The sequence below is a fragment of the Sphingomonas sp. genome (assembly GCF_035998645.1).
GTDB lineage: Bacteria > Pseudomonadota > Alphaproteobacteria > Sphingomonadales > Sphingomonadaceae > Sphingomonas.
This window is the reverse complement of the sequence record NZ_DASYHL010000003.1, coordinates 787,950-809,829: the sequence shown is the minus strand read 5'-3', so window position 1 is coordinate 809,829 and position 21,880 is coordinate 787,950. Positions and strand designations below refer to the sequence as shown.

Sequence of the window (21,880 nt, the reverse complement as noted above, 5' to 3'; positions counted from 1 at the left end):
TCAGACGTTGAACGAGGGCGTGCGCAACCATTTGGATTCCCGTGTGCGGGTAGCAATAAGACTTTGGTAAACAGGTTCGTAGCGTGAAATGTTTGACGACCAGTTACGCTCGGCTTCAACCCATCGCCGCGCGCGCACCCGCTGCGCATCCCAGCCGGAGCGATCCGCAAATACCCCCGCGACCGAACGGGCAAGCGCCGCAGGGTCGTCGGGCGGGAACAACGTGCCCGTATCGCCATGCCGGATCAGCTCGCGATGCCCGCCGACATCCGACGCCGCGACCAGCCGATGCTGCGCCATCGCCTCGATCGGCTTCAATGGCGTCACCAGATCGGTCAGCCGCATATGCTTGCGGGGGTACACCAGCAGGTCGATCAGCGAATAATAACGCTCGACCTGCTCATGCGGCACGCGCCCGACGAAATGGATCGCATGCGCCGCGCTCGACGCCGCCGCCTGCGCGCGCAACGCCTGCTCCATCGGTCCGCCGCCGACCATTACCAGCCGCGCCTGGGGCCGCTGCGCCAGCAACGCCGGCATCGCCGCGATCAGATCGTCCAGCCCCTCATAATCGTAGAAACTGCCGATGAACCCGATCGTGTCGGCCCCATCCAGCCCCAGCTGCGCCGCCAGCACTTCATCGCGCGGCACCGGATCGCCGAACAGATGCAGGTCCACGCCATTGGGCGACACCATGATCTTGCCCGCATCGATCCCGCGCGCGATCAGGTCGCGCTTCAGCCCCTCGCAAATCACCGCCACGCCATCCACGCGCCGCGCCGCCCACGTCTCCAATCCCCGGATCGCGCGATATTTCGCCGACCCCTCGGTCCCGGTCCCATTGCCGACCGCCGCATCCTCCCAGAAGGCGCGGATTTCATAGAGCAACGGCAAGCCGTAGCGCTTCGTCGCGCGCATCGCCGCCAGCGGGTCGATCACCGGCGAATGCGCGTGGAGGATATCGGGCCGAAACCGCTCGACCACATCGCCAATCCGCCGCGCAAACGCTGCGATCTCGGCCAGTTCGCCGACGACCGGCGGCAGGCGGCGCATCTGCTTCGTCCGGTGAAAGTCGATTCCGTCGAGCGTCTCAAACGGCGAATCGCCGGTATGGTAGCGCGGTCCGGTAACCCCCGCGACGGTCCAGCCACGCTCCATCTGCGCCTTCAAAATCGCGCGCGTGCGAAAGGTGTAGCCGCTGTGCAACGGCAGCGAATGGTCGAGGACGTGCAGGATCCGCATGCCGTCCCTCTGCCACGCGATCACTTAACGCCCCGTCAACCGGAAGCGGCTATCCCCGCATCACGATGATCGACACGCTGGTTCTCGCGCTAACCCACGGGCTGTTGCTCGTCGTCGCCTGGCGTCTGGTGAACAGCCCGGCGGTCGATGACGACAGCCTCGATGGCAAGCCACCGCCACCCAAGCGCGGCTGGAAACGCCCCGGTGCGTGATCTCGCCTTCATCGCGTTCTTGGGAGCCATCTTCGCGCTCGGCCTGCGCCGGCCGTTCCTGTTCGTGCTCGCCTATGTCTATATCGACATCGTCTCGCCCCAGCGGATGAGCTATTTCCTGCTCAACGCCTTCCCGATTTCGGCGATGGCAGTGGCGTTCGCGGTGCTGTCCTGGGCGGCGATGGACGACAAGCGCGACATGCGCGTCGCCCCGCGTCAGGGGCTGATGCTCGCATTGCTCGGCTGGTGCTATTACACCACGATTAACGCCGATTTCCCGATCGATGCCGCATATAAATGGGACTGGGTGTGGAAGGCGTTGGCCTTCGCGATCTTCTTGCCCCTCACACTGCGCACGCGCTTGCGGATCGAGGCGCTGCTGCTGTTCATGCTGCTCTCGGTCGCGACGATCATCATCGCGGGCGGGGTCAAGACGGCGTTGGGCGGTGGCGGCTACGGCCAGCTCAAGCTGATCGTCGACAACAACTCCGGCCTGTTCGAAGGCAGCATCATCTCTGCCGTCGCGATCTGCCTGATCCCGCTGATCCTGTGGTTCACCAAATATGGCACGATCTTCCCGCCCGACTGGCGCGTAAAGACGTTCGGCTACGCGCTCATCTTCGCCTGCCTACTGATGCCGATCGGAACTCAGGCGCGCACCGGCCTGGTCTGCGCGGGCCTGCTCGCCGTGCTGATGCTGCGCGACGTCAAGCGGCGCATCCTCTATGTCGCCGGTGCGGGCTTCCTCGCCGTCGCCTCGATCCCGTTCCTCCCCGCCAGCTTTACCGAGCGGATGGGGACGATCTCAAGCTATCAGGCCGACGCCAGCGCCTCGACCCGAATCGAGGTGTGGAAATGGACCTGGGAGTATGTGAAGACCCACCCGATGGGCGGCGGGTTCGAAGCCTATCGCCAGAACGAGATCAAATACGACAAGGTCGAGATCATCGGCGAAGGTGCCAGCCGCACCGTGGTGCGCACGCCCGAAATCGACAAGTCGCGCGCCTATCACTCGGCCTTTTTCGAAATGCTCGGCGAACAGGGCTGGCCCGGCTTCATCCTGTGGCTGATGATCCATTTGGGCGGCATCCTGCGCATGGAGGTGCTGCGCCGCCGCTACCGCAGCGTGCCGCCCGACAAGGCGTGGATCGCCCCGCTCGCCACCGCGCTTCAGCACGGGCACATCGTCTATCTGTTCGGGTCGCTGTTCGTCGGCATTGCGCTCAACCCGTTCGTCTACATGCTGGTCGGCGCGCAGATCGGCCTCGACACCTATCTCGCGCGCAAGCGTGCGGAGGAAGGCATCCGCCCGATGGGCAAGCCGCGCGTTTCACCCGCGCCCGCGGCGGCATGATCGGTTAGGACGCGACCATGGCCAGCCTGTTTCTTGTCCGGAACGATGACCCGCGCTTCGCTGATAGCGCGCTGGCCGAGGCGCGCGCGGTGCTCTCGGAACAAGGCTTTCCCGCACCTGTCGAAACGTCGTTCCCCGGCTGGATCCTGCTCCACGCCGGCCACATCATCGCCGGGCCGCCGTCGCTGTTTCAGCGCGGTGACGATCTCGTCGCGGTCGCCGGGACGCTGGTCGCAGACGGCAAGATGGGCGAACCCGCGCTCGCCGCCCTGCTCGCGATGGACCCGCTCGCGCTCGACTGGGACCGGCTCGGCGGCCAGTTCGTCGCGCTGGTCCGGCGCGGAGGGCGCAGCTTCCTGTTCGGCGACTATTTCTCCGCCTTCCAGCTGTTCCACGACACCAGCGACCGCGTCTTCGCCACCACCTTCCTCGCCGCCGCCCGCGCGCTCCCCCGGCTCAGCTTCGACGCGCAGGGCGTGTACGAACTCGTCTTCAACGTGATGCCGGTCGGCGACGACACGGTGTTCGAGCAGGTGAAGACGCTCTCGCCGCTATCGGTGGTCGAGCTGACCGCGACCGGCACCGTCCGCCCCAGCATCGCCAAGCCGCTCCCCGCCGCGCCGAGCGCCGATTCCTTGCCCGATCGCATTGCCCGCCACCGTGAACGGCTGCTCGGCATCGTCGGCGCGCATGTCGATGCGCTCGGCGGCAATGTCCGCGCGCCGTTGTCAGGCGGGCTCGACTCGCGCCTCGTCCTCGCCGCATTGCGCGACCGCGGCTGCGACCCGCACGTCTACGTCTATGGCGTGCCGGGCGACGAGGATGTCGTCATCGCCCAGCAGATCGGCGCCGAACTCGGCTTCCCGATCGAATGGCTCGACAAGGAGGATGGCGTCGTTCCGCCCGATGGTTTTGCCGAACTGGTCGACCGCAACTACCGCCAATATGACGGCCTTCCGACCTTCGGGAACATCTTCGACAACGGCACCAACGGCGCGGCCCAGCTTGCCCGCCACGCCGATGGGGCGCTCGCCGTGTCTGGCGGGTGCGGCGAGATCTACCGCAACTTCTTCTACCTCCCCGACCGCCACTTCACCGCGCACGACATCGCGCAGACCTTCTTCGCGCGCTTCACCCCGGCCGACGCGACCGAGCGCTTCGATCCCCACAGCTTCATCGACGCCATCGCGGGCAAGATCGCCGCATCGCTCGCCCCGCCCGACGCGACCGGCAAGCTCGCGCGGAACCGCGTCGAGCAGATCTACCCGCGCATCCGCTGCCGTGCCTTGTTCGGCCGCGAAATCAGTCTCGAGGCGCGGTTCAGCCCGTACCTCATGCCCTTCCTCGACCACCGCGTCGTGGCCGAAGCGATGACGCTGCCGATGCCGCTCAAATACGCCGGGCGGTTCGAGGCGGCGTTGTTGAACGCGATCGACCCGGTGCTCGCCGCCCAGCCCTCAGCCTATGGCCATGACTTCACCGGTCCGCCCAATCTCGCGCATCGCCGCACCGAATGGCTGACCCGCATCCGCCCGGTCTGGCTGCGCCGCCACAGCTACGCGCTGCGCCGCCGCCTCGGCCCGATGGGCGACGAACATGGCGGTGCGCTCAGCCCGGATTACATGGCGCGCGTGATCGACCTCGATTTCCCGGCGATGCGCGCCTTCTTCAATCCGCAAGCGATCACCGACAGCGCCGTCTGGCGCCGCGTCGCCAACCTCGAATATCTCGCCGCCCGGCTGGGATCGCGCGTGGTGGGGTGACGTACCCCCCTCCCTGAAAGGGAGGGGTCGGGGGTGGGTGCGCGCGTCTGCGCGCTCCAAAGAGCTTTGCCTGTCGCTACAAGGCATTGGGCGAGGCATCGAGCCTCGCCCAACGCAAACCCACCCCTGACCCCTCCCTTTCAGGGAGGGGAACAGAATTACCCGTCCGCCGGCACCGCCATCAGCGCATCATCCTTCGCACTCGCCCGCTGCGCCGCCTCGCGCGCCTGCACCCGCGCGACGAAGTTCACGAACACGTCGCGCTTGGGGATCGTCCCGAACTGCGTGCCCCAGGTCAGATGCGCGCCGACATACAGGTCCGCCGCAGTGAAGTGGTCCGCCGCCAGCCAGCCCTCGCCCGCCGCCGTCACCGCCGCCTCCAGCGTGTCGATCGTGCGGTCGTAATCGCCGAACCCAAGCATCCCCTGCTTCTGCGGATCGGCGCCCACGTCCCAGCCCATCGACCGGCTCGTCACCGCCTGCTCCAGCGGCCCGGCGGCAAAGAACAGCCAGCGATAATAGGCCCCGCGCGCGCCAATCGGCGGCGCCAGCCCGGCATCGGGAAACGCATCGGCCAGATACGCACAGATCGCGGCGCATTCGGTCACCACCACGCCATCATGGTCAATCGCCGGCACCTTCCCCATCGGGTTCACGGCCAGAAACTCCGGCGACCGCGGGCCATAGTCGATCACCACCGTGTCATGCTCGGCGCCGACTTCCTCGAGCATCCAGCGCGCGATCCGTCCGCGCGACATGGGGTTGGTATAAAGCGTGATCGCCATCGTCTTCCCTCCGAGTCGATTGAGAACGAAATAGGAACGAATTGACCAGCCGGGTCAAGCGCTAAGTAATCCTCCCCCGCCAGGGGGGAGGTGGCACGCGCAGCGTGACGTAGGGGGAGGAAGCACGACGGCAAGAGGCTCAAGGGCATAGCCGCCCTCCCCCTCCGTCGTCATACGGCGACACCTCCCCCTTGCGGGGGAGGATCACTTAATGTGCTACCAACTCAAAGCCCCTTGAACGTCTCGAGCAACCGCGCCCACGCCTTCTCCGCCTGCACCTGGTCATAGACCTGGCTATCGGGCGGGCACCATCCATGGTTCGCGGGATACACCTCGACCTCGGCGGCCAGCCCGGCACTGGCATAGGCCGCGCGCACCAGTTCCTTCTCGCTCGGATTGCGCTTGTCGTCATTCTCCGCGACCGCGAACAGGAACCGAGCCTTCATCTGCGGGACCAGCAGGTGCGGGCTGTCCGGCTTGTCCGTGGCAAGCCCGCCGCCATGGAACGACCCGCCCGCCTTGACCCGATCGGGCAGCGCGGCGGCGGTGCGCATCGTGAACGGCCCGCCCATGCAGTAGCCCGTGGTGCCGACCCCGCGCTTCTTGTCCACCGCCCGCTGCTTGTCGAGCCAGGCGACATAAGCGGTCGCGTCGCGCACCACCGCATCCGGGGTCAACAGCGCGCGCCACGGCCCGATCTTCTCGCGCACGCTCGGCGTCGCATAGCTTTCGCCCGGCTGCAGGAACCGCCCCTTCACCGACCGGTAGAACGGATTGATCGTCAGCACCGCAAAGCCCGATTGCGCCAGCCGCTCGCCCATCTGGCGGAATGCGGGGCGCAGGCCCATCACGTCGGGCCACACCAGCACCGCCGGGTGCTTGCCCTTGTTCGGCGCGGCATAATAGGCGTCGGCGGTCCCGTCCGGGGTCTTGAACGTCACGTCCGACGACTGGATGCCCAGCGCATTGGCAGGCGTCGGCAACAACGCCATCAGCCCCGCGGCACCCGCCGCCGCGCCGAAATCGCGCCGCGACAGCGGCTTGGCCATCAACTCATTATCGGCGTTGGTCAGATCATCGCACATCGCATCGCTCTCCAGATTCGCTTCCCGGCGAGCGGACGCTAACCTAACCCTTCATCCGATACCACCAGACGCCGTCGCGCACCTCACGCACCGCGCGTCCTTCGACCTCCAGCCGGCGCAGATGCGCCAGCGTCTCTCCGGTCGCGAGCCCCAGCATGTCGCCGGTGATCGTCCGCCGAAACATCCGCCCGAAACAATCGACCGCGCGGCGCGGCTCGACCAGATGCTCGGCAAGGATATCCAGCCGCAGGCGATGCTCGTCGCGCAGCGCCTCCAGCCGGACATGCAGCCCGGTGAACGGCGCGCCATGCGCAGGCAGCACTAGCAAATCGTCGGGCAGTTCCAGCAACTTGTCGATCGACGCCAGCCACTCGCCCAGCGGATCGGCCTCCGGCTCGCTCACGCCGAGCGAAACATTGGAGCTGATCCGCGGCAGCACCTGATCCCCCGCGATCAGCACGCCGTCGCGCGCGTTCCACAGACACGCATGTTCCGGGCAATGCCCCGACCCGACCACCACCCGCCAGGTCGCGTCGCCGATCGCAATGTCCTCGCCATCGACGATCCGGCGATAGCCGAGCGGCATCGGCGCAACCATGCGGCGAAACTGGCCAAAGCCCTTGGCGCTCGCCGCCGCGACCTGTTCGTCGTCCCACCCGGCCGCGCGCCAGAACGCGATCTGCTCATCCGGCACCGCGTCGCGCACATCGGCGGTCAGCAGCCGCCCCGTCAGCCACTCGCCCCGCGTCATCCAAATGCGCGCATCGAACTTGCGCCCCAGCCATCCGGCCAGGCCGATATGGTCGGGATGAAAATGCGTGCAGATCACCCGCCCCGGCGGCCGCGTCGCCAGCGGCTGCGCGTCGAACAGCGCACGCCAGGCATCGACCGACGGCTCGACGTTAAGCCCGGTGTCGACGATCGTCGTCGCATCGCCATCGGCGACCAGCCAGCAATTGATATGATCGAGCGGCCCCGCCATCGGGATGCGCACCCAATGCACACCGGGCGCCACCGCAATCGCCTCCCCCACCGCCGGCGTGCGCTCGCCCAGCGGATAGGTCAGCCCGCGATGACTGGTCGCGACGAAGCTCTCGTCCTGAGTCAGCGAGATGTCGGGCGAATGGGCAGGCTCAGCCATACCGCAAACAGTGACGGCGCGGGACCCGCTTGTCGAGTCCACGCGCCGTCGCGATACCGTAAAAACGAAAAAGCAGCTGGATCAGATCTTGAACAGCGTATCCCGGTCATATTCGACACCCGGGGTCGTATCCCGCGACGCCGCGTCACGCTCGGCGCGCAGCTGCTCGAGCAGCGCCTCACGGTCGCCCTCCAGCCGCGTGTCGACCGGCGCCTCGATGCCCGCCGCCTTCGCCGCCTTGGCCACCGCCGAATCCAGCTCGCGCTGGCTGGTCAGACCCAAAGTCACCGGATCCTTGGGCACGATGTTGCCGATGTTCCAGTGCGAACGGTCGCGGATCGCCGCGATCGTCGTGCGGGTGGTGCCGATCAGCTTGCCGATCGCGCCGTCGGTGATCTCGGGATGGTTGCGGATGATCCACGCGATGCCATCGGGCTTGTCCGCGCGCTTGGACACCGGCGTGTAGCGCGGCCCCTTGGTGCGGCGGATCTGCTCGGGGCCCTTGCTCATCTTGAGGCGATAATCGGGGTCGTCCTGACCCTTCTCAATTTCCTCGAGCGTCAGGTCGTGCGCGCGGACCGGATCGCGACCGGTCAGCTTGGTCGTGGCGGTGTCGTCCGCAATCGCCTGCACCTCCAGAATATGCAGGCCACAAAAGTCGGCGATCTGCTCGAAGCTGAGCGCGGTGTTGTCGACCAGCCAGGAAGCGGTCGCATGCGGCATGAGCGGCTGAGCCACGTCAAAGTCTCCAGAAACAATAAGGGCCGCCCTCCACGGGCGGCCGACTACGGGTCTGATTTACGCGCAAGGGGCGGCGGAGGCAAGCATTTTGGCCCTTATTTCGCCACCGATTGCCCTGCCCCGAAACGGAACCTAGACACACTTCGGGCGTCCTGCTCCGGACGACCCGAAGTTTCAGAGAGGAAATTCCATGAAAAAGGCACTTCTCCCGCTCGCCGCGTTCGCCGCGCTCGGCCTGTCCGCATGCAGCGACAAGGCGCAGAACGAAACCGCCGAAGCCGCCGAGGCGATCGGTGCCGACGCCAATGCGACGATGAGCGAAGCCGCCGATGACGTCGAGGCCGCGACCGACGGCGCGCTCAGCACCGCCGAAAACGCCGCCGACCGCGCCGGCAACGCAATCGGCGAGGGTGCCGACCGCGTCGGCAACGCCGCCGACGCCGCCGAAGACGAACTCGACAACAACTGACATTCCGCCGGGGCCGTCGCTGTGACGGCCCCGCGCATTTCCGGGGGGAACCATGCGCGCCATCATCCTGCTGCCACTCGCCCTGCTCGCCGCGTGCAACCGCACCGACGACACCACCGGCGTCTCGCCGGACGAGGCTGCACAGCTCAACGCTGCCGCCGACATGATCGACGCGAACGCCACCGAACCCGACGCGCGGGCCACCGATACGGCACGCTGACCCGTACCGTCACGGGGTTGACGCAACCCCGCTCCAGTGAAAGCCTCGCACGCACAACGCGTACGCGGAGGCTTCCATGGATCATGTCGCCCAGTATCACGAGCACGGCTATGCCATTGTTCGCGGCGTCTTTTCACCCGATGAAATCGCGCGGATCGGCGCCGCAGTCGATGCCGTCCATGCCGAGGGGGTCGCCCATGGCCGCAGCTTCCGGCACGGCAATTTGTTCTACAATGTCCGCTCCGACGACAATGGCACCCCGATTGTACCGATGGTGCAATGGCCGTCCTACCACAGCGCGGTGCTCAACGCAGTCCGCCTCGATCCGCGCTGGGTCGAGCTGCTCTCCCCGCTGATCGGCGGCGACCTCAAGCAGATCATCAACCAGCTCCACTGGAAGGCGCCGGGGTCGAAAGGCGACTTCGCCTGGCATCAGGATTCGCGCTTCCGCAAACCCGACGAAGCCTATCGCAACCTGGGTAGCTCCTACATCCAGACCGGCCTCGCGATCGACCCGCACACGCGGGCCAGCGGCGCGATGCGGATGATCCCCAACAGCCACCGTAGCGGCCCGCTCGCGCTCGACACCTCGACCGAAGTGCTGGGGAACGAGATGTCCGATGACGCCCTGCTCGCCGCCGGGATCGACCCCGCCGCCGTCATCGATCTCGAAATGGAGCCCGGCGATATCGCGATGTGGAGCCCGTATCTGGTCCATGGATCGGGCCGCAACACCGCCGATCACCAGCGCCGTTTGTACATCAACGGCTATGTCAGCGCGGCCGATTGCGACCGCGGCGAATGGGCCTTCCGCGACGGCCGACCCGTGCCGCTCGGCCCCGAACCGGTGCTGGTCCATTACGAGGCGCTGTACGAAAATCCCGAACCCCATTATGTCTGAACCGGCCTGATGCGCCTGCGCCAGCTCGAAATCGTCCACGCCGTCTACCAGCACGGCTCGATCAGCGCGGCGGCGCGCGCGCTCGGCGTCTCACAGCCGTCGGTCTCGAAAACGCTGCACCATGCCGAGGATAATCTCGGCTTCCGCCTGTTCCAGCTGTCGCGCGGCCGCCTGATCCCGACCGATGAGGCGCATGCGCTAATGCGCGAGGCCGGCGACCTGTTCGACCGGCTCGGCACGCTGCAGCTGACCGCGCGCAACCTCTCGCACTCCGGCGGCGGGCATATCCGGCTCGGCATCGTTCCCAGCCTCGCGCTCGACATGGTGCCCCAGGCGATGGCGCTGTTCCGCCGCGACTGGCCGCGCGTGACGTTCGAGGTGCATACCCACCACCATGACGACCTGCTGCGCTCGCTGATCGAGCGCGAGCTGGACCTCGCCATCGCCTACACCCCGCCGCCGCATCCCCGACTGGCGCGCGAGGCGATGGCGGAGGGCGAACTCGTCGTGCAGTACCCCGAGGGTATGTTCCCCGATCCCGGCGAGCGCTTCCCGCTCGAACAGCTCGCCGACCGCGACGTCATCGGCGTCGCCGCCGCCGGGCCGATCGGCGCGGTGCTGACCGAAGCCGCCCGTGCGCGCGGCATCGCCTTTCGCGAAACCGTGTCGGTGCAGACCTTCTTCATCGCCGCCCGCCTCGCCCAGCTTGAGCGCGGCGTGACGGTGATCGACGAATTCACCGCCCGCGCCTGGCGCGCGCCCGGCTTCACCTGGCTGCCGACCGATCCGCCGCTGCGCTTCACCATTTCGTGGGTCACGCTCGAGGAGCGCCAGCCCTCCCGCGCCGCCCACGCCTTCCTGCGCACCTTCCAGCAGGTGCTTGAGGAAAACCGCGCGAAGCCATAACCAAAGTCTATACCCTGAACAGCGATTGCGCGCTTTTCGTCGGCGGCGTGAACTTTAATGTCGCATTCGGGAGCGCGATTGGAATGTCCATCCAGTCGCGGTGATGGGGGAAGACGCATTCTGATCGACCGGAACCCGGAGCTGGCGGCATGACCGTCCCGCGCGAAGTGATCGTGCTGGGCGCGGGCGTGGTCGGCATGGCAACGGCGCTGACGCTGACCGAGCGCGGCCACCGCGTCACCGTGATCGATTCCGCCAAGGGCCCCGGCCTCGGCACCTCCTTCGCCAATGGCGCGCAGCTCAGCTATGGCTATACCGACGCGCTCGCCAGCCCCTCGACGCTGGCGCAGATCCCGCGCGTGCTGCTCGGCCTCGATCGCGCGCTGCGCTTCCATGTGCGGCTCGACCCCGACTTCATCGCCTGGGCATTTGCGTTCCTCCGCAATGGCACTGCCGCGCGCTTCCGCGACAACACCGTCGCCGGCCTCGACCTCGCCGCCCGGTCGCGCGCCGCGCTCGCCGGCCTCGCCGCGCGCCACGCGCTCGATTTCGGCCATGGCGCACCGGGCAAGATCCACCTCTACCGCAGCGCCGCCTCGTTCGCCGCAGCGCAGGAGATGGCCGCGCTCAAGGCCGCGCATGGCGTCAGCCAGTCGATCCTCGACCCCGACGGCGCGGTCGCCGCCGAACCGATGCTCGCCCCGATCCGCGATTCGATCGTCGGCGCGCTGCACACCCGTGACGAGGAGGTCGGCGACCCCCACCGCTTCTGCGTCAGCGCGCACGATGCGCTGCTGCGCGCGGGTGGCAGCTCGATGATGGGCACTGGGATCGACCGCATCCTGTCCAACGGCTCCGGCCCCGCACTCGTCACCAGCGACGGCACGCGCGTTGGTGCCGACCGGATCATCCTCGCCGCCGGCACCGGCTCGACCCGCCTCGCCCACCAGCTCGGCGTGCGCCTGCCGATTCAGCCGATGAAGGGCTATTCGATCACCCTGCCGCCCGGCGCCGCCGCGCCCAGCGCCAGCATCACCGATGTCTCCAACCGCGTCGTGTTCGCGCGCATCGGCAACCGCATGCGCATCGCCGGCCTCGCCGAGCTGGGCAAGCGCGATACGCGCGTCGAACCGGCACGGCTGCGCGTGCTGGTCGACAGTGCGCGCGCGGCGTTGCCTCAGGCTGCCGATTATGACCAAATAGAGTCGAGCTGGGCCGGCCTGCGACCGATGACCCCGAACTCGCTGCCGATCACCCGGACCATCGCGCCGGGCGTGATCGCGGCGACCGGGCATGGCGCATTGGGCTGGACCTACGCCGCCGGCAGCGCAGAACGCGTCGCGGAGATCATCGAAGAGAGGGGCTGAAGGCGCACCAGACGCCAAGGCAGATAATAACTGGGAACAGGGAAGACACGACCATGAAGACCAAGATCCGGATCGCAGGGCTGTTGGGCAGCATCTCGCTCCTCGCCACCGCCACCGCGGCAATCGCCCAGGATGCCCCCCAGACCGCCGCCGATGTTCAGGACGACACGACCGAGGAAGTCGTCGTCATCGGCTCGCAGATCAAGGGCGCGGACGTCGCTGGCGCACTCCCCACCGTCGTGCTGAACGAAGATGACATCGCCGCCGCCGCCGCCACCAGCGGTGACGACCTGTTCCGCTCGATTCCCCAGGCGGGCGATGTCGCCTTCAACGAAAGCCGTGACGCGGGCGGCATCAACGACGCGCGCGGCGACACCGCCTCGATCAACCTGCGCGCGCTCGGCACCGGCAACACGCTGGTCCTGCTCAACGGCCGCCGCATGGTCCTCCACCCCGGCACCCAGAGCGAAAACCTCGTTCCGGTGCAGAGCGTCAACACCAACGCCATCCCGGTGATGGGCGTGCGCCGGCTTGAGGTGCTGCTCGACGGCGCCGCCGCAATCTATGGCTCGGATGCCGTAGCCGGCGTGGTCAACACCGTGCTCAAGGACAATGTGAAGGGCGTTCGCGCCACCGCCGAACTCGGCTTCACCGAGGATTCGGGCCAGGTCGAATATGAATTCGCGTTCGAGGCCGGGCACAGCTTCAACGGCGGCAAGTCCAACATCTCGCTGTTCGGCTCCTACAACCACCGCGACCCGCTCTATGCCAGCGAACGCCGCAACTCGCGCTCGGCGGACATGCGGCCGCTGCTGGTCGGCACGCCGTGGGAGGGTAATCTCGACTTCGACAACACGTCGGTCGATACGTCTTGGGCCGAATTCTACTATCTTCGCCCCGACCTCAGCCGACCGGCCACCGGCAATACCGTGACGATTCCGCGCATCAATGGCACCGCGCTCGCCACGTCGACCACCGGCTCCTTTCACATTCAGCCCAACACCAATGAAGGCTGCATCGCCGCCGGACCGGCGGCGGGCACCTGCTGGGACAACAGCACGCTGGCGACGACCGGCTCCGACCGCAACTTGCGCTACGACATCAACCGGGATCGCACGATTCAAGGTCGCAACGACCGCATCAACCTGTTCGGTTTCTTCAACCATGACTTCGGCACGGGGATCGAATTTTTTGCCGAAGCGGGCTGGTATCGCGCCGACTATCAGTCGTTCCGCGAGCAGGAAACCAACCTGAGCAGCCAGCGGCTGATCATCCCCATCGCCGCTTATTATAACCCGTTCGGTCCGGTCGGCAGCCCCAACCGCATCCCGGGCCTGACCGGCGTTCCGACCACCGGCGCGGCGCTCGAACTGAACGACTATCGCCTGATCGACGCCGGCCCGCTGCGCGTCAATGTCCGCAACGACACGATCCGGGCACTCGCCGGGTTGCGTGGCGAGGTCCTGGGTTTCGACTTCGACAGCGCGCTGCTCTACTCACGCGCGCGCACCAACGACACGATGAACCAGCCCAGCCTGACGCTGTTTCAGGCGGCGCTGTCGCGCACCGATGCGTCGGCCTACAACCCGTTCAACGGCGGCAACCCGCTCGATCCGGCCGGTTATGACACGACGGGCAATCCGCAGGCCACGATCGACAGCTTCATGGTCGATGTGTCGCGCATCAGCACCACCGAACTGATGATGGCGGACCTCAAGCTCAGCAAGAACGACCTGTTCACGCTGCCGGGCGGTCGCGTCGGTATGGCGACCGGCGTCGAGGTTCGCCGCGAGACCTTTGCCGATGACCGTGACGACCGGCTCGACGGGACGGTGCGCTTCGTTGCGCTCGACGGCTCGAGCAACGGTTCGGACGTGATGGGCGCCAGCCCCACGCCCGACAGCTCGGGTGCACGCAACACCATTTCGGCCTATCTCGAATTCGCCGTGCCGCTGGTGTCGCCCGACATGGACATCCCGCTGATCCGCTCGCTCGACCTTCAGCTCGCCGGACGCATGGAATCCTATCAGGGCTTCAACACCGTCGCGAAGCCCAAGGTGGCACTGTCGTGGTACCCGGTCCGCAACCTGCAGCTGCGCGGCAGCTGGTCACAGGGCTTCCGCGCGCCAAACCTGCCGCAGCTGTTTGAAAAGGGCATCCAGCGCTCGAACACCCGCACCGACTGGATCCGGTGCGAAGCGGATCGACTCAACGGCCTCTCCAATCCCTACACCGATTGCAGCAGCCGCACGGACCGCAGCCAGGGCGTCGTCAGCAACCGTTCGGGCAGCGAATCGCTGATCCCCGAGGAATCCGACAGCCTTTCGCTCGGCGGCACGTACCAGCTCAACATGGGCAAGCTGGGCCGCCTCACCTTCACCGCCGACTATTGGGAAATCCGGCAAAAGAACGTGATCGGCCTGCTCGGCGACAGCAATGCCATCGCGCTCGATTATCTGCTGCGACTGCAGGGTTCGTCCAACCCGAATGTGCAGCGCGCTGCGCCGACACAAGAGGATATCGACGCCTTTGCCGGCAGCGGCATCGCCCCGGTGGGCGAGATCATCCAGGTGATCGACAATTACACCAACCTCGCCCCGCGCGCAGTGCGCGGCTATGATCTCGGCGTCTATTATCAGGTCAAGAATACCGGAATCGGCGACTTCAGCGTCCGGGTGAACGCCGCGCGCCTGCTCGAATTCTACCAGACCCCCGGCGAGGGATCGGCGGTGCAGGCGCTGGTCGACGCGCAGGCGGCCGGGACGATCAGCGACTTTATCACGATCACCGGCGCGCAGGATCTGGTCGAACAGAATGGCCGTCCGAAATGGCGCGCGTCGGCGACCGTCACCTGGCGCTACAAGGGCTTCGGTCTCGGCTATTATGGCGGCTATGTCGGCCCAGTCACCGATACGTCGGCGTCGCTGGACGACCAGACCCGCTTCCGCGTCGACGACTACATGACCCACAGCCTCTACGCGCAGTATGAGGTGGATGGCGGGCCGATGGACAGCCTCCGCCTGCGCGTCGGCGCACGCAATCTGTTCAACACGCTCGCCCCGATCGCCGATAACAGCAACGGCTATATCGGCGATCTCTACGGCAACCGCGGCCGCCAGATCTATTTCTCGGTCAGCAAGCGCTTCTGATGCGTCGCGCCGTCCGCGTTCTCGCGGCCCCGCTCCTGCTCCTGCCCATCGGGGCGGGGCAGGACCGGGTTCCCGCACTCCGCACGATCGACCTGGTCATCACCAATGGCCAGGTCATCGACGGCACCGGCACCCCGGCGCGGGTGGCGGAGATCGGCGTAAACGGCGACCGCATCCTCTATATCGGCCAGCGTCCGCGCGGGATCACCGCGCGGCGCACCCTCGACGCCACGGGCCTCACCGTCACCCCCGGCTTCATCGACCCGCACACCCATAGCGGCCCCGACGCCCGCGCCCCCGATGCGGCCAAGCGCCAACTCGCCAACCATCTGCTGCAAGGCGTCACCAGCATCGCCATCGGCAATGACGGCGGCGGCGACAGCGACATCGCCACCCTGTTCGCGCGCCTCACCGCCAACCCCACCGGCCCCAATGTCGCCAGCTTCACCGGCTTCGGCACGATTCGGCTGCAAGTCGTCGGCAACCGCGACCGCGCCCCCACCCCCGCCGAACGCGACACGATGAAGGCGCACGTCACCCGCGCCATGTGCAACGGCGCGCTCGGCCTCTCCGCCGGCCTCTATTACGCCCCGCAAAGCTTCGCGAAGACCGACGAAGTCGCCGCACTCGCCGCCGTCGCAGGTCGCCACCACGGCATCTACGAAACCCATCTCCGCGATGAGGGCAGCGCCTCGATCGGCCTGATCCCCGCGATCGACGAAGCCATCGCCATCGCCCGCGAAGGCCGCCTGCCGCTCCACATCGCCCATATCAAGGCGCTCGGCGCGGACGTTCAGGGCATGGCCCCCAAGGTCATCGCGCACATCGCCACCGCGCAGAAATCCGGCGTCACCATCACCGCCGACCAATATCCGTGGGAAGCCTCCAGCACCTCGCTCGCCGCCGCGCTCGTGCCCCGCCGTGCACAGGATGGCGGCGCACCCGCGATGGTCGCCAACCTCAAGACGCTCGACCCGCAACTCCGCAAGGAGATGGCCGAACAACTCCGCATCCGCGGCGGCCCGCACTCCATCCTGCTCGTCGCCGGCCCACACAAGGGCCAGCGCCTCGACGCCCTCGCCGCAGCGTGGCAGCTCGACCCAATCGACGCCGCCGCGCGCATCCTGATCGCCGATCCCGGCACCAGCATCGCCAGCTTCAACATGACCCAGCCCGACATCGACGCCTTCGCGCGCCAAAGCTGGGTCGTCGGCAGCTCCGACGCCACCAACGGCCACCCGCGCCGCATGGGCAGCTTCGCGCGCGGCTGGCGCATGTTCGTACGCGAGGCAAAGCTGATGACCCCCGAACGCTTCGTCCAGCGCTCGTCCGCGCAGACCGCGCAGATCCTCGGCCTCCCCGATCGCGGCATCCTTGCGCCGGGCAAGTTCGCCGACATCGCGATCCTGGACCCAAAAACCTACACCGAACGCGCCACCTATGACCGGCCCGACGAACCCAGCACCGGCGTCCGCTACGTCCTGGTCAATGGCAGCTTCGCGGTCGACAAGGGCCAGCTCACCGGCACCCTCGCCGGTCGCCCGCTCGCCAAGCCACGCCAAGCAAATTGGAACTGCCCCGCATGACCGATACCATCGCCCCCGAAGCCGAACGCCGCGGCCCGATCAAACGCGCCTTCGCCTGGTGGTTCGGCGTCGCACTGTGGAAGCGCATCCTCGCCGCGCTCGTCCTCGGCGCAGCGGCGGGCATCGTCTGGGGTGAAGGCGCAACGTCGATCGGCTGGATCGGCACCGCCTTCGTCCGCCTGATCCGCATGCTGGTCGTGCCGCTCGTATTCCTGACCATCGCCTCGGGCGTCGCCGCGCTCGCCGACCCCAAGCGGCTCGGCAGCATCGGCGTCAAGACGCTGGCGATGTACGTCTTCACGACGGCCCTCGCCGTCACCACCGGACTCATCGTGGCGACGATCATCGCCCCCGGCCTCGGCGCGAGCTTCGCCGGTGCGATCCCCAAGGCGATGGGCACCCCGCCCGACACCGCGCAGATGTTCATGGAGATCATCCCCGACAATCCGATCGGCGCGATGGCGCAGGGCAAGACGCTCGCGGTGATCTTCTTCGCGATCCTCGTCGGCGCGGGCGTGATCGCCGCGGGCAAGGGCGCCGAACCGGTGCGTCAGCTGCTCAATGCCGGTTCCGAAGTGATGCTCAAGATCGTCGGCTTCGTGATGGAAACCGCGCCGCTCGGCGTGTTCGCCCTCATCGCCGTCGTCATGGGCACGACCGGCCCATCGAGCTTCATCGCGGTGCTCAAGCTCGGCCTGTGCGTCGTGGTCGGATCGGCGATCGTCACCCTGCTGATCCACGGTGTTATCGTCGTGCGGCTGATGGCGTGGCTCCCGCCGCTCCCCTTCTTCCGCGGCATTGCCGACGCGATCATGGTCGGCTTCTCGACCTCGTCGAGCAGCGCCACCCTCCCCGTCGCGATCCGCGTGGCCGAGCGTAACCTTGGCGTCTCGCCCCCGGTCGCTTCCACCGTGCTCCCGCTCGGCGCGACAATCGGCATGGACGGCGCGGCAATGTATGTCGCGATGCTCACGCTGTTTTCGGCGCAGGCATTCGGCGTCGACCTCAGCATGGCCGATTATCTGGTGATCGCCGCCACCACCACCATCGTCGCGATGGGCGTCGCGCCGGTCCCGTCAGGCTCGCTGTTCGTCCTCGCCGCGGTGCTCCACGCGATCGGCATCACGCCCGAACAGACCGCGATCGTCGTCGGCTTCATCCTCCCATTCGACCGCATCCTCGACATGATCCGCACTATCCCCAACGTCACCTCCGACCTCTCGATCGCCACCGCCGTCGCCCGCTGGGAGGGCGAAATGGACGTCGCCGTCTACAAGGCGAGCGAGAATGAGTGAGGCCAACAAAATCCTCCCCGGAACGGGGAGGGGGACCAGCGAAGCTGGTGGAGGGGGCCCGAGGCAAGGGTTTCCGGTGCCTCGGGCCCCCTCCGTCAGCGCTACGCGCTGCCACCTCCCCGTCCCGGGGAGGATTTGAGAAAGTGAAACGGATCCCGCCCATGTTCCTGCGTAAACTCACCCTCACCCTCGCCGCCTTCGGCCTCGCCCTCCCCGCGCCCACGCTGGCGCAAAGCCGCCACCTCCTCGAATACCCCTCGATCCACTCCCCCGTCGTCGGCACGCGCGGGATGGTGGTCAGCCAGAACGAAATGGCCAGCAGCGTCGGCGCGCAGATCCTGCGCGACGGCGGCAATGCCGTGGACGCGGCGGTCGCCGTCGCCTTCGCGCTCGCCGTCACCCTGCCGCGCGCGGGCAATGTCGGCGGCGACGGCTTCATCACCGTCTATGACGCCAAGTCGAAACAGGTCCGCGTGATCGACTTCCGCGGCGCCGCCCCGCGCTCCGCTACCGCCGCGATGTTCGTCGACAACAAGGGCGAAGAGCGCGGCATCGCCTCCTATGGCTATCTCGCCCCCTCGGTCCCCGGCAGCGTCGCCGGCCTTGAACATGCCCATAAGAAATGGGGCAAGCTCCCCTGGGCCAAGGTCGTCGAACCCGCGCTCCGCCTCGCCCGCGACGGCGTCAAGCTCACCGCCGATGAAGCGTTCGTCTTCGGCTGGGGCCGTGAGCGGCTGTCGAACAGCGTGTCGGGCAAGGCGACCTTCTACAAACCCGATGGCAGCCTCTATGCCAAGGACGAGGTGCTGAAACAGCCTGACCTCGCCTGGACGCTCGGCGAAATCCAGACGGGCGGCGCAAAGGCCTTCTACACCGGCGAAATCGCCCGGCGCATCGTCGCGGATATGAAGGCCAATGGCGGCCTGATCACCATGGCCGACCTCGCCGCCTACAAGCCGGTCGAGCGCGACCCGCTGGTCGGCACCTATCGCGGCCACACCGTCTACACCCCGCCGCCGGCCAGCGCGGGCGGCGCGACCCTGCTCAACATGCTCAACATCCTCGAGCAGTTCGACATGAAGGCGGCGGGCCAAGGCAGCGCCGCCTCGCTCCACCTCCTCGCCGAAACGATGAAGCTCGCTTATGCCGACCGCTATCGCGTGCTCGGCGACCCCGCCTTCGTCACCGCCCCGGTCAAGGGCTTCGTGTCCAAGGGCTATGCCGCCGAGCGCGCCAAGCTGATCTCGACCGACAAGGTCATCCCCGGCCCCGACGCCCCGCATGGCGACCCGCTGAAATATGAAAGCCCCTCGACCACGCACCTCTCGGTCGCGGACGCCGATGGCAATGCCGTGTCGCTCACCACCACGCTCGGCTCGGATTTCGGCTCGGGCGTGATGATCGCGCGCACCGGCATATTGCTCAACAACCAGATGAACAATTTCAGCCATGAACAGGCATGGGAGGCACAGCGCACCGGCACCCCGCCCCCGCTCAACGCGATGGCCCCGGGCAAGCGGATGCTGTCGACGATGATGCCGACGATCGTGTTCAAGGGCGACAAGCCCTGGCTCGTTACCGGCACGCCCGGCGGCAGCACGATCCCGACCACCATGGTTCAGGTCATCGTCAACGCGATCGACTATGGCCTCAATATCGATGAGGCGACCCACCGCCCGCGCATCTATCAGGGAACCACCGCGTCGTTGCGCGTTGAACCCGGGTTCAACCCCGACACGGTTGCGGCGCTCAAGGCAAAGGGGCATCGCATCACCTCGGACGAAACCATGGGAAGCGCGCACTCGATCATGATCACCGACAATCTCTTCCTCGGCGCCGCCGACCCCCGCCGCCCCGGCGCGAAAGCCATCGAACCATGAAGCTGACCCGCACCCACTTCCTGCTCGCGCTCGCCGCGACCGGCCTCACCGCCTGCGCCCCGCGCGGCGCGGTCGAGACCACCGCCCCCGCGCCCGTCGCAGCGCCCGAGCGTCAGGCCTTCGTCGCCGCCGCGCACCCGCTCGCAGTCGAGGCTGGCCTCAACGTCCTGCGCAAGGGCGGCAGCGCAGTCGACGCTGCCGTCGCGGTGCAGGCGATGCTCAGCCTGGTCGAACCGCAGAGCAGCGGCCTTGGCGGCGGCGCGTTCATGGTCCGCTACGACGCCAAGACCAAAGCCGTCACCGTCTATGACGGCCGCGAAACCGCCCCTGCAGGCGCAACCCCCGACATGCTGATGGGCCCAGACGGCAAGCCGCTCGGCTTCCGCACCGCCGTCCTCTCCGGCCGCGCCACCGGCGTCCCCGGAGTCGTCCGCATGATGGCGCTCGCCCAAGGCAAGCACGGCAAGCTCGCCTGGCGCGACCTGTTCACCGATGCGCAGCAGACCGCCGCCTCCGGCTTCACCGTCACCGCCCGGCTCGGCCGCTTCATCAACTCCAGCGGGCCACAGGCGAACACCCCGGACTCGCTCGCCTATTTCCGCAACGCGGATGGCAGCAAGATCAAGACCGGCGATACGCTGCGCAACCCCGCCTACGCCGCCTTCCTCCGCCGCCTCGCCGCACAGGGGCCGGACGCGATGTACAAGGGCGAAACCGCCCGCCGCATCGTCGCCCGCGTGCGCGAAGGCGATCTCGCCAGCAGCATGACCGAGGCCGACCTCGCCGCCTACAAGCCGGTGGTGCGCGAAGGCCTGTGCAACCCCTATCGCAGCTACATCCTCTGCGCCCCGCCCCCGCCCTCCTCGGGCGTCGGGCTGTTGCAGCTGATGGCGATGATCGAGCGCACCGACATCGCATCGCGCGGCCCCAGTGACCCGGTCGCCTGGGTCAAATATGCCGAGGCCAGCCGCCTGATGTATGCCGACCGCGACGCCTATGTCGGCGATGTCGCGACGGTGCCGGTCAAGGGCATGCTCGACCCCGGCTATGTCGCCAGCCGCGCCGCGCTGATCGGCGATCGCGCCGGTCCCGCGCCTAGTGCCGGCACGCCCCCCGGCGCTGTCACCGCGCGCATCGACGCCACCAACGAAGTCGCCGGCACCTCGCACTTCATCGTCATCGATGGCGACGGCAATGCGGTGTCGATGACCACCACGGTTGAGAGCTTCTTCGGCACCGGGCGAATGGTCGACGGCTTCTTCCTCAACAACCAGATGACCGACTTCTCGTTCGTGCCGCAGGGGCCGAACGTGATCCAGCCCGGCAAGCGCCCGCGCTCGTCGATGGTGCCGACGGTCATCCTCAACCCCGACCGCAGCCTCGCCGGCGCGATCGGCTCGCCCGGCGGTAACGCGATCCTCGGCTATGTGTCCAAGGCGCTGGTCGGCATGATCGACTGGAAACTCCCCGTCGCCGACGCCATTGCCCTGCCCAACCTCGTCGCACGCGGCGGCAGCTTCAACGGTGAGGCCGACAAGTTCGCCCCCGCGCTCCACGCCGCAATGGCCGAACGCGGCGTCACCGTGCGCGGCGGCACCGGCGAGGATTCGGGCCTCCACGGCGTGATGATCCGCGACGGCAAGTTCGACGGCGGCGCCGACCCCCGCCGCGACGGCGTCGCCAAGACCATCACTTTGCCAGCGAGGAAATGAAGTCACCCTCTCCCTTCCCACCGCCTGCGGAGGCGGGCCCCTTCCCTCTCCCAGCGGGAGAGGGAGGGAGGC

At 67.5% G+C, this 21,880-nt stretch carries 18 protein-coding genes; 13 read left to right on the top strand and 5 right to left on the bottom strand.

Going from position 1 to position 21,880, the window contains the following annotated elements; all coding sequences use genetic code 11:
* Complete coding sequence (locus VGN66_RS07750) at positions 1-1,242, bottom strand: TIGR04063 family PEP-CTERM/XrtA system glycosyltransferase (protein WP_327518270.1); 1,242 nt, start codon at positions 1,240-1,242, stop codon at positions 1-3.
* 65 nt (positions 1,243-1,307) lie between these two features.
* Here VGN66_RS07750 and VGN66_RS07745 point away from each other — a divergent pair, with 65 nt between their 5' ends.
* The 3 genes from VGN66_RS07745 to VGN66_RS07735 are packed head-to-tail and all read left to right on the top strand — an operon-like array spanning position 1,308 to position 4,571.
* A complete protein-coding gene (locus VGN66_RS07745) occupies positions 1,308-1,454 on the top strand; it encodes a hypothetical protein (RefSeq protein WP_156442820.1) in 147 nt (48 codons plus the stop codon).
* The gene (locus VGN66_RS07740; protein ID WP_327518269.1) at positions 1,447-2,808 is read left to right on the top strand and encodes a DUF5935 domain-containing protein; all 1,362 of its coding nucleotides are present in this window, start codon (positions 1,447-1,449) and stop codon (positions 2,806-2,808) included. Before VGN66_RS07745 ends, VGN66_RS07740 begins: the two co-directional genes overlap by 8 nt.
* A gap of 17 nt (positions 2,809-2,825) precedes the next feature.
* Positions 2,826-4,571, top strand: a complete 1,746-nt coding sequence (locus VGN66_RS07735; protein WP_327518268.1) for an asparagine synthase C-terminal domain-containing protein — start codon at positions 2,826-2,828, stop codon at positions 4,569-4,571.
* Between the two features lie 158 nt (positions 4,572-4,729).
* Here VGN66_RS07735 and VGN66_RS07730 read toward each other — a convergent pair whose 3' ends face one another.
* From VGN66_RS07730 to VGN66_RS07715, 4 genes are all read right to left on the bottom strand, one after another.
* Positions 4,730-5,356, bottom strand: coding sequence for a glutathione S-transferase (locus VGN66_RS07730; protein WP_327518267.1), 627 nt, complete (start codon positions 5,354-5,356; stop codon positions 4,730-4,732).
* Positions 5,357-5,580: 224 nt separating this feature from the next.
* On the bottom strand, positions 5,581-6,441 hold the full coding sequence (locus VGN66_RS07725; RefSeq protein ID WP_327518266.1) for a dienelactone hydrolase family protein: 861 nt from the start codon (positions 6,439-6,441) through the stop codon (positions 5,581-5,583).
* 43 nt (positions 6,442-6,484) lie between these two features.
* Entirely contained in the window at positions 6,485-7,582 is a 1,098-nt protein-coding gene (locus tag VGN66_RS07720; RefSeq protein ID WP_327518265.1) for an MBL fold metallo-hydrolase, read from the bottom strand.
* A gap of 81 nt (positions 7,583-7,663) precedes the next feature.
* Positions 7,664-8,320 carry a DUF1013 domain-containing protein gene (locus VGN66_RS07715; RefSeq protein WP_327518264.1) on the bottom strand — a complete coding sequence of 219 codons (657 nt, stop codon included), beginning with the start codon at positions 8,318-8,320 and terminating at the stop codon, positions 7,664-7,666.
* Positions 8,321-8,513: 193 nt separating this feature from the next.
* Between VGN66_RS07715 and VGN66_RS07710 the strand changes: the two genes are divergently transcribed.
* The 10 genes from VGN66_RS07710 to VGN66_RS07665 all read left to right on the top strand — a co-directional run bounded on the left by VGN66_RS07710 (position 8,514) and on the right by VGN66_RS07665 (position 21,808).
* Entirely contained in the window at positions 8,514-8,792 is a 279-nt protein-coding gene (locus VGN66_RS07710; protein WP_327518263.1) for a hypothetical protein, read from the top strand.
* Positions 8,793-8,844: 52 nt separating this feature from the next.
* On the top strand, positions 8,845-9,012 hold the full coding sequence (locus VGN66_RS07705) for a hypothetical protein (RefSeq protein WP_327518262.1): 168 nt from the start codon (positions 8,845-8,847) through the stop codon (positions 9,010-9,012).
* A gap of 76 nt (positions 9,013-9,088) precedes the next feature.
* Complete coding sequence (locus VGN66_RS07700; protein WP_327518261.1) at positions 9,089-9,913, top strand: phytanoyl-CoA dioxygenase family protein; 825 nt, start codon at positions 9,089-9,091, stop codon at positions 9,911-9,913.
* Between the two features lie 9 nt (positions 9,914-9,922).
* Entirely contained in the window at positions 9,923-10,819 is an 897-nt protein-coding gene (locus VGN66_RS07695; protein ID WP_327518260.1) for a LysR family transcriptional regulator, read from the top strand.
* A 149-nt stretch (positions 10,820-10,968) separates the two neighbouring features.
* Positions 10,969-12,186, top strand: coding sequence for an FAD-dependent oxidoreductase (locus VGN66_RS07690; protein WP_327518259.1), 1,218 nt, complete (start codon positions 10,969-10,971; stop codon positions 12,184-12,186).
* A 53-nt stretch (positions 12,187-12,239) separates the two neighbouring features.
* Positions 12,240-15,335: a TonB-dependent receptor domain-containing protein gene (locus tag VGN66_RS07685; protein WP_327518258.1), complete on the top strand. Its 3,096-nt coding sequence runs from the start codon at positions 12,240-12,242 to the stop codon at positions 15,333-15,335.
* Positions 15,335-16,921 carry an N-acyl-D-amino-acid deacylase family protein gene (locus tag VGN66_RS07680; protein WP_327518257.1) on the top strand — a complete coding sequence of 529 codons (1,587 nt, stop codon included), beginning with the start codon at positions 15,335-15,337 and terminating at the stop codon, positions 16,919-16,921. The genes VGN66_RS07685 and VGN66_RS07680 overlap by 1 nt, the downstream gene beginning before the upstream one ends.
* Positions 16,918-18,216: a dicarboxylate/amino acid:cation symporter gene (locus tag VGN66_RS07675; RefSeq protein WP_327518256.1), complete on the top strand. Its 1,299-nt coding sequence runs from the start codon at positions 16,918-16,920 to the stop codon at positions 18,214-18,216. Before VGN66_RS07680 ends, VGN66_RS07675 begins: the two co-directional genes overlap by 4 nt.
* 161 nt (positions 18,217-18,377) lie before the next feature.
* Positions 18,378-20,096: a gamma-glutamyltransferase gene (gene ggt, locus VGN66_RS07670; RefSeq protein ID WP_327518255.1), complete on the top strand. Its 1,719-nt coding sequence runs from the start codon at positions 18,378-18,380 to the stop codon at positions 20,094-20,096.
* A complete protein-coding gene (locus VGN66_RS07665) occupies positions 20,093-21,808 on the top strand; it encodes a gamma-glutamyltransferase family protein (RefSeq protein ID WP_327518254.1) in 1,716 nt (571 codons plus the stop codon). Before ggt ends, VGN66_RS07665 begins: the two co-directional genes overlap by 4 nt.
* The last annotated feature ends 72 nt before the right edge of the window (positions 21,809-21,880 follow it).